This window comes from Proteus sp. G2669 (assembly GCF_009915245.1).
Classification (GTDB): domain Bacteria; phylum Pseudomonadota; class Gammaproteobacteria; order Enterobacterales; family Enterobacteriaceae; genus Proteus.
Genome location: NZ_JAABLX010000043.1, coordinates 1 through 7,519, shown reverse-complemented (window position 1 = coordinate 7,519; position 7,519 = coordinate 1). Strand labels below are relative to the sequence as shown.

Sequence of the window (7,519 nt, the reverse complement as noted above, 5' to 3'; positions counted from 1 at the left end):
GCATCACTATGAGCCATTCGAGCTTGTGGATCAAAACCACGTTGTTTAAACATAAAGGCCGCCAATGCTCTTATTTCATGAAAAGTAGGTCTTTCATCTAAAGGCAAATGACTGGCAACGCCCACTCGATCACGTAACGCTGAAAATGCACGACTAAGATAATCAGGTGCAACTTGTGTTGGATGATTAACCTCTTTACTCACTTTATTTGGGATACGAGTAGGTAGCCTATGCACAATATAAGGGCTTGCCACATTGTCACGACTATTATCAATGATTTCTTTTAATGCCTTTCCTATGGGAATAGCAACGTGAGAAGCTTCTTTGTATTGTACTTTCTGCCTATGGATATAGATTATTCCATATATTCCATTTTTAGGCTCCTCATACCAAACACATCCACATATTCCTTCTTTAGGTGCTTTGATATTATATTTTATTCGTGATACTTCGAGCCTTGCTTGCGTTGTCTGTAATGCGAGATCCATTGCTGTTCTTAACCAAGGCTCTGCGGATGCTCGGATTTTAAGAAAGTCCTCATAAGATAATCTTCTACGTTTTTTACCATCGACTCTTTTCATTTTCTTACGTTCTGCTGGGTTATCGAACATAAGAGATTCATCTATTGCATAACTGAAAATCTTCTTTAAAAAACCTACTTTTCGATTTTGTACATTGGCAGAAGCTTCAGCATGATATTTATTAATAAATCCATTAACGTGTTCCAAAGATATTTCATTTGATGGAATATCCTTAAAAAAGGATTTCACTCTTTCTAGGTCGTTAGTCCAGTCATTCAACGTGCTTTTAGATGGTTGTTCATCATTGATGATCCGAGAAAACAATTTATCTAAATGCTCAGAGAAGGGAAGGGCTTCACCATATTGCCCTCCTGAATCAACAATTAATGAATTTATAGAAACGGATTTTTCTGGGCGCATGATATTATTGTATTCTCTGGCTATTGCGATAGCTTTTGCTTTATCAGCACCAATACATTTGCGAATACCGTTAGTTAGCGTTAAGCGATATTGTTTTTTAGATGAATCGTAATATAGAAAGTCAGGTAAATGCCTAAATTATTGGATGAGTTTATTATATACAATTGATATATAAGTAAAATAAAAGTGATGAAAAATGAAATGTAAACTGATGTCGAAAGAACTTGTTTTGTTGGATGTTGAAAAAATCAATGGCTACTTATGCGCTGTTGAGTCACTGAATAGAGAGCCAAATGTTGCCCCTGACTATGAGTGCACTTATGTGGAAGAAAAAGCGACGTTACTTAGCTCGGTTCAGTCAGTAATTATTCGTCATAGCGATGAATATCCCATTGAGCATTGGAATGTTTCGTTAGAGCAAATCAGTGAAAACGATATGATTAAAATAGTGGAAGAATGGTTTTTTCAACTTGGTATTGCTACAAAGCATTCGGATTTACTAAAGAATTTAGTCGTTGGTTTCAGAGATTTAATTCAGCCATACACTATAGGTTCTTCAATATATAGAGTGAATATGATCCCGCCAATTTGGTATGCAATACGCTGGGATAATTTTGTGATTCATTCCAAGCATGGGTCCCTTTTATTTGAATTTAACTTTAGTGATTAAATTGTTTGTGAGTAGTTGTACTACTAAGAGAGGCAAGACCAATAGCAAAAACAGTAGCAGAACGTAAAGCAGAACAACGTAAACGGCAGAAAGAATGCGTTTATCCGCGAACGTCGAGAGGGAAACACAACTAGGCAATCATTTGCGGAGGCTGTGATGTGTGGCTTTAACTGTTGGTGCTATTCGTGCGTTTGATTTAGAGCTTCATTATATGGGGTTGTCTGATTCATGGACATCATTAGCTGAATTTTGTGGGGCTATGATTGTTTTTCTTGGAACTAAAAAACTAAGTCGTGTTCTCGATACGATATTTATATTTATTAAAAATAAACTTGGAGTAAATAAGTAATGTCGAAATATGTGTTTAGTAAACGTAGTGAAAAGAATATGCAGGGTGTTCATCCTGAGCGGGTGTATATCAAAGCCAACTGTCCAAAATCCGAAGGCGTTACCACCTCCGGCGTGGATGATGTAACCACCGCCCGACCTACTGACACCGCTATCAGAAATTATTGGTTACTCTGAGAGCGAATTGCACAGTCAGAGCAAGTGATTAAAGGGTTGCAGGAGTATGTGAGAACAGAGTGTAACGTTGATTATTAATTTATGATGTGCATTCAAAAATATTATCAGGCATTGAGATTAATGGCTGATAAATAGAAGCAACATATAACCATGTGATAAGCATTGAACCTAGAGCAAAACATATATATATGAAAACTAATTTTAAAGTAAATTTCTCATTTTTTTTGGGTTTTATCGGAAAGTGATTAGTAAAGACATCATTGATAAAGAAAAAAAATAGCATAGCGATAAGAATAGCACTTATATCATATGGGTTAACTTGTAGCTTAGGATATTTACATGATGCCCTGATTGCTATAAGGAGAATTAAACCATTTACCACTGTATAAGCTACTAAGTTTGATACTATGATACTAATTCTTTTACTAATTGATGGTACTTCATCAAAAAATTCATTTAATTTTTCGGCATATCTATTTATTGGTTCAATTATTTTACTAATCTTCATTAATACATTCCTTAAATTAACGTTTAGCAAGTCAATATAACTCATCACAAAGCCTATTTTAACGAATGGGCTTTTTAATAGGCTAAGGAGATAAACACAATGGCAAAACCGGATTGGGGGATGCTACAACAACAGTTCCTCGCCGAACATGCTATAACAGGAATATCCCCTAAAGAGTGGTGCGAACTAAAGGAACTAAACTACGCAACAGCCCGACGATACATCAAAATATCCAGTGCGCAGAATGCGCAAAAGAGCCAATGCGCAATAGTGATATACCCACTGCGCAGAGTAATGAATCAAGTAATGCGCACGATAATGAAAACACCTTTAGTCTGCGCAATTACGGGCTAACTGAACAACAGGTTAAATTTGTTAGTGAATACCTTATAGACTTAAATCGAACAGGAGCATATAAGCGAGCCGGTTATAAAGGCGAAGGAAATACAGCTTATGTAAATGCTACTCGCATGCTAAGAAATGCTAAGGTTTCAAGAGCAATCACTGACGCATTAGCCGAACGGGAACGCAGAACAGAGATAACCCAAGATGCCGTATTAAAAATATGGTGGGATATCGCAACGGCAGACGTTAACGAGTTGACCGAATACCGTCGATTATGTTGTCGTCATTGCTGGGGATTTGGATTCAATTACCAATGGCGTGATTCGATAGAGTTTGAAGACGCTACTAAAAAAGCGCTCACAGCCAATAAACTGCCACCTCAAGATGTGGGTGGCTACGGTTACGATGAAACATTAGATCCAAACCCCGATTGCCCTCATTGTAACGGTGTTGGTATTGGTCGTGCGCATTTTCATGATACGCGTGATTTAACAGGCTCAGCCCGTCGGTTATTTGCAGGGGTAAAAGAGGGTAAGTTCGGTATTGAGGTTATTACCCGTAATCAAGATGAAGCGCTTAAGATGGTTGCACAGCATTTAGGTATGCTAAAGAATAAGACAGAATTAACGGGTGCTGATGGTGGGCCTATTCAAACAACAGGAATTGATTTAAGCCACCTAAGTTTCGAGCAACTTATGCAATTAAGAGTAAAATCAAAGCAGTAAGATTTTAGTCAGTGTGATATAACAACATATTTAAATATTGCATCGAGTAGGTAGGGAATATGTCTAAATATCGATTTTATGCATTGTATTTATTTACTGTTCTTTTTTTAGGTGAATTATTTATGAATCAATCTGTTGCCATGTCTAATGAGTCACCTGAAATTTTGGTTAGACAATTTCAACAAGATTACATGGAATGGAATGACTACGCATTTAGCCTAATGGGTTCGAAGCCTGATGAGTATACGGAGTTAGCAGATAAGGCGTGGCGTAGGCTATTAACTAAATACACCTTACCTGATTTTGTAGGAGAACCCATTGCGTTTGGTTCTGAATCAAGTCATGACCCTAAAAAAGAAAAAATATTGTCGGTAGTAAAGAGCACTAACAATATCACTGTTGTCACAACGCAATATATTGTACCTGATGGTTACTCTCCTATTTATGAATATTATTTAATTTTTCAGGATGGGCGATGGTATTTAATGCAGGTTTATTTTGTTGATGAAGGGCAATTATATCCTGGTCTGTAAACAGTATAAATTGTACCAATTATCGTTCTATTTAACATAATGGTTCCTTATAAGAACTAATAATGTCACTCCTATTATTCTCATTTAGGAATGGATAATTTACCTTAAGTGTACAATACTGGTTCTATTTTCAATAGACAGGAACGGTATATGAGAGCATTTAATTTAGCTGTTTTCATTACTCCACTCTTTCTTTTAGGATGTTCTCCTGACGATAAACAGAAAGACAATATCGCCTATGTCGGGGCGAATTTATTGGGGTATAACCATGTCGTAGACACGAATATCAATTGGTTTTCGGTTAATGGTTATCGGGGGCGAACGGGGGGGATTCACTTGCTGTGTCATGCTACCTGAAATATGGCAACCCAATATGCAAGTCAATGTAAAGTGGGAAGTTAATCCTGACCCATACCCTAAAGATATGCCTGGAGTTGGAGACCCTGCATTTAAAGATTTTATAAAAAAACAGGAAGCCAATTACCGACAATATCAGACCACCGTGACTATCCCAGAATATGAAGATTCCTGTGGATTGCAAGTCCACTTCTTACCCTGCCAACAAGTGAAAATCACCGCCACGTGCCATGGCATTGAACACCCTGATCATCCAATTAAAGACCCCTTTGACCAACCGGAGCCTATACAATGTCCTCAATGATTATTGCCCCTAAAAAAGATCAAGTTCAAACTGAAGGTGATCCTTGCTGGGTTCTTCCTGAACTCCCGTTCAAGGGGCGGTTAGAACTGACAAAAGAGCAGTTAATTGAAAATATCGAAAAAATAGGACGAGAAGAATTTCAATATCGGCGCGACAGTCACCGAGAATTAAAAAATTCGTGCTGTATAAGTTTACATATTAGCGAGAAAGATGATTTCAAATAACTAAAACTACATAAGATTCTTTATATTTTTTGATGTCGGTACCATATTTTGATGATTGAAATGCGTTTTCAATTTCTCAAATAAATCCCTTGCTACATCCTCCGTCATATACGTCCTCATTGGCTCCCGTCTAACATCTTTCATTTTAAACGTGCTTTCATCAAACATTGGATCAGAAAAGATAATATCCATAAACAGATAGCCATACGGGTTATCTGCAGATAAACGAGCCTCTTCTAACTGAGCAATATATTCAGCATTATTGATTTCAAGTTTAATCATGGTACCACCTATTTAACTGTGTTTTTGTACAGTAATTTATATAGAGTAATGAATAGAATAGCAAGAAGAAAAGGGCAATTTTATGGGCTAAAGAAAGGGGGATTTTGAGAGATTATTTGTCGTCGTTTTACCAGAGTTTTACCAGAGTTTTACCAGTAGCAAATTTCAGACATAAAAAAACCAACCGTAAATGGTTGGTTTTCTTAAATATTGTTGGTCGGCATGATAGGATTTGAACCTACGACCCCCGACACCCCATGAAACCGATTTTAATTTATCTAACACTTTGATTATAAATATAAATACTACATTTGCATGTAATTACATACAGTGCTAGATATACAAAATATGCATTATAGGAATCAATGAGTTAAAGGGAGTTTTACCATAAATTATCCTAGTATAGAAAGTTCCTTTTCAGCTGAAAGAATTAGAATACTTTTATAATGGCTAAAAGATTTTGTTGATTTAGCAACATATTCATCCCATGTTTCATCATCTATGATTTCTTTTTTTAGTTCTTCAATAATATTTTCAATTATTGATTTAGATTCTTGAGATAAAAAAATTGATTTTAAATGTAAGATATTAGCGAGATTATTAAGATGTATGTTTCTATTTTCTCTTAAAGTGTCCATTTTTTTGTTAAATTCACCTGTTTTAAATTTATTTCTATATTCAATAACATCTTGATATAGTTTATCTTTATCTTCTTTGGTGATACGCCCACTTTCATCATCAAAATATTGATCAACGCCATATTCAAACCAATAATATATATTTAATTCCTTTTTTTCTAGGTCTAGATAGGAATCTAAATCAAGAAAGATTTTGAATATATCTTCATAAATTTCTTGTTTTTTTATCCAGACTTGTTGATTAATCCAAGTTTGCTGAATGAATTGATGTTCAATACTTTTAGTTGTCTCAGTGTTTTTTGCTAATTGAGTATTTATTTCAGTTAGATTTTTTTTTATAAAATCTAACTTTGATTTTTCTTTTAGATAACCTGTAATATAAATAGAAAAAATTGATACAATTGAAGAAATTAAGGCTATAAAAAAATATGTCGATAATGATAAACTTTGATTAAACTGAATTTTACTTAAAGTATCTATAAATTGTTCTATTGTCATGATTTATCCATTTATTTCACAATGTGGCACTTCAACCCATAGTACATGATTTTCAGTATAAATTTTTGTTGACTCTGCATCACTATGAGCCATTCGAGCTTGTGGATCAAAACCACGTTGTTTAAACATAAAGGCCGCCAATGCTCTTATTTCATGAAAAGTAGGTCTTTCATCTAAAGGCAAATGACTGGCAACGCCCACTCGATCACGTAACGCTGAAAATGCACGACTAAGATAATCAGGTGCAACTTGTGTTGGATGATTAACCTCTTTACTCACTTTATTTGGGATACGAGTAGGTAGCCTATGCACAATATAAGGGCTTGCCACATTGTCACGACTATTATCAATGATTTCTTTTAATGCCTTTCCTATGGGAATAGCAACGTGAGAAGCTTCTTTGTATTGTACTTTCTGCCTATGGATATAGATTATTCCATATATTCCATTTTTAGGCTCCTCATACCAAACACATCCACATATTCCTTCTTTAGGTGCTTTGATATTATATTTTATTCGTGATACTTCGAGCCTTGCTTGCGTTGTCTGTAATGCGAGATCCATTGCTGTTCTTAACCAAGGCTCTGCGGATGCTCGGATTTTAAGAAAGTCCTCATAAGATAATCTTCTACGTTTTTTACCATCGACTCTTTTCATTTTCTTACGTTCTGCTGGGTTATCGAACATAAGAGATTCATCTATTGCATAACTGAAAATCTTCTTTAAAAAACCTACTTTTCGATTTTGTACATTGGCAGAAGCTTCAGCATGATATTTATTAATAAATCCATTAACGTGTTCCAAAGATATTTCATTTGATGGAATATCCTTAAAAAAGGATTTCACTCTTTCTAGGTCGTTAGTCCAGTCATTCAACGTGCTTTTAGATGGTTGTTCATCATTGATGATCCGAGAAAACAATTTATCTAAATGCTCAGAGAAGGGAAGGGCTTCACCATATTGCCCTCC

Annotated in this window: 9 protein-coding genes and 3 pseudogenes; 7 read left to right on the top strand and 5 right to left on the bottom strand. The window is 35.4% G+C overall.

Translation table 11 applies throughout. The features are described 5' to 3' along the window. Positions 1-1,106: pseudogene (locus tag GWI68_RS11945) on the bottom strand (site-specific integrase); the annotation flags it as partial. Positions 1,107-1,152: 46 nt separating this feature from the next. Here GWI68_RS11945 and GWI68_RS11940 point away from each other — a divergent pair. The 3 genes and pseudogenes from GWI68_RS11940 to GWI68_RS20425 form a co-directional block, all read left to right on the top strand. Next, positions 1,153-1,611, top strand: coding sequence for a hypothetical protein (locus GWI68_RS11940; protein WP_166540416.1), 459 nt, complete (start codon positions 1,153-1,155; stop codon positions 1,609-1,611). A 160-nt stretch (positions 1,612-1,771) separates the two neighbouring features. Next, positions 1,772-1,960: a hypothetical protein gene (locus tag GWI68_RS11935; protein WP_166540415.1), complete on the top strand. Its 189-nt coding sequence runs from the start codon at positions 1,772-1,774 to the stop codon at positions 1,958-1,960. Positions 1,961-2,013: 53 nt separating this feature from the next. Beyond that, positions 2,014-2,214 (top strand): annotated as a pseudogene (locus GWI68_RS20425) (lysis system i-spanin subunit Rz); the annotation flags it as partial. Between the two features lies 1 nt (position 2,215). Here the strand turns inward: GWI68_RS20425 and GWI68_RS11930 are convergent. Then, positions 2,216-2,644 (bottom strand): hypothetical protein, encoded by a 429-nt coding sequence (locus tag GWI68_RS11930; protein ID WP_166540414.1) that lies wholly within the window; start codon positions 2,642-2,644, stop codon positions 2,216-2,218. Positions 2,645-2,743: 99 nt separating this feature from the next. On the opposite strand from GWI68_RS11930, the pseudogene GWI68_RS11925 reads away from it, so the two are divergent. From GWI68_RS11925 to GWI68_RS11910, 4 genes and pseudogenes are all read left to right on the top strand, one after another. Further along, positions 2,744-3,714 (top strand): annotated as a pseudogene (locus GWI68_RS11925) (terminase small subunit). A gap of 59 nt (positions 3,715-3,773) precedes the next feature. Beyond that, positions 3,774-4,247, top strand: coding sequence for a hypothetical protein (locus GWI68_RS11920; RefSeq protein ID WP_166540413.1), 474 nt, complete (start codon positions 3,774-3,776; stop codon positions 4,245-4,247). 304 nt (positions 4,248-4,551) lie between these two features. Further along, a complete protein-coding gene (locus tag GWI68_RS11915; protein ID WP_227336693.1) occupies positions 4,552-4,908 on the top strand; it encodes a DUF3304 domain-containing protein in 357 nt (118 codons plus the stop codon). Further along, complete coding sequence (locus GWI68_RS11910; protein ID WP_166540412.1) at positions 4,896-5,132, top strand: hypothetical protein; 237 nt, start codon at positions 4,896-4,898, stop codon at positions 5,130-5,132. Before GWI68_RS11915 ends, GWI68_RS11910 begins: the two co-directional genes overlap by 13 nt. A 6-nt stretch (positions 5,133-5,138) precedes the next feature. Here the strand turns inward: GWI68_RS11910 and GWI68_RS11905 are convergent, their stop codons facing one another. The 3 genes from GWI68_RS11905 to GWI68_RS11895 all read right to left on the bottom strand — a co-directional run. Beyond that, a complete protein-coding gene (locus tag GWI68_RS11905; protein ID WP_072069949.1) occupies positions 5,139-5,414 on the bottom strand; it encodes a hypothetical protein in 276 nt (91 codons plus the stop codon). Positions 5,415-5,806: 392 nt separating this feature from the next. After that, positions 5,807-6,550 carry a hypothetical protein gene (locus GWI68_RS11900; protein WP_166540411.1) on the bottom strand — a complete coding sequence of 248 codons (744 nt, stop codon included), beginning with the start codon at positions 6,548-6,550 and terminating at the stop codon, positions 5,807-5,809. Positions 6,551-6,553: 3 nt separating this feature from the next. After that, positions 6,554-7,519: site-specific integrase (locus GWI68_RS11895; protein WP_166540410.1), on the bottom strand; the 966-nt coding region annotated here is incomplete at its 5' end.

Excerpts from the sequence above, each read along its gene's own strand:
- GWI68_RS11910 (WP_166540412.1), top strand. The coding sequence starts at position 4,896 with ATGTCCTCAATGATTATTGCCCCTAAAAAAGATCAAGTTCAAACTGAA.
- GWI68_RS11900 (WP_166540411.1), bottom strand. The coding sequence starts at position 6,550 with ATGACAATAGAACAATTTATAGATACTTTAAGTAAAATTCAGTTTAAT.
- GWI68_RS11930 (WP_166540414.1), bottom strand. The coding sequence starts at position 2,644 with ATGAAGATTAGTAAAATAATTGAACCAATAAATAGATATGCCGAAAAA.
- GWI68_RS11920 (WP_166540413.1), top strand. The coding sequence starts at position 3,774 with ATGTCTAAATATCGATTTTATGCATTGTATTTATTTACTGTTCTTTTT.
- GWI68_RS11915 (WP_227336693.1), top strand. The coding sequence starts at position 4,552 with ATGGTTATCGGGGGCGAACGGGGGGGATTCACTTGCTGTGTCATGCTA.
- GWI68_RS11940 (WP_166540416.1), top strand. The coding sequence starts at position 1,153 with ATGTCGAAAGAACTTGTTTTGTTGGATGTTGAAAAAATCAATGGCTAC.
- GWI68_RS11905 (WP_072069949.1), bottom strand. The coding sequence starts at position 5,414 with ATGATTAAACTTGAAATCAATAATGCTGAATATATTGCTCAGTTAGAA.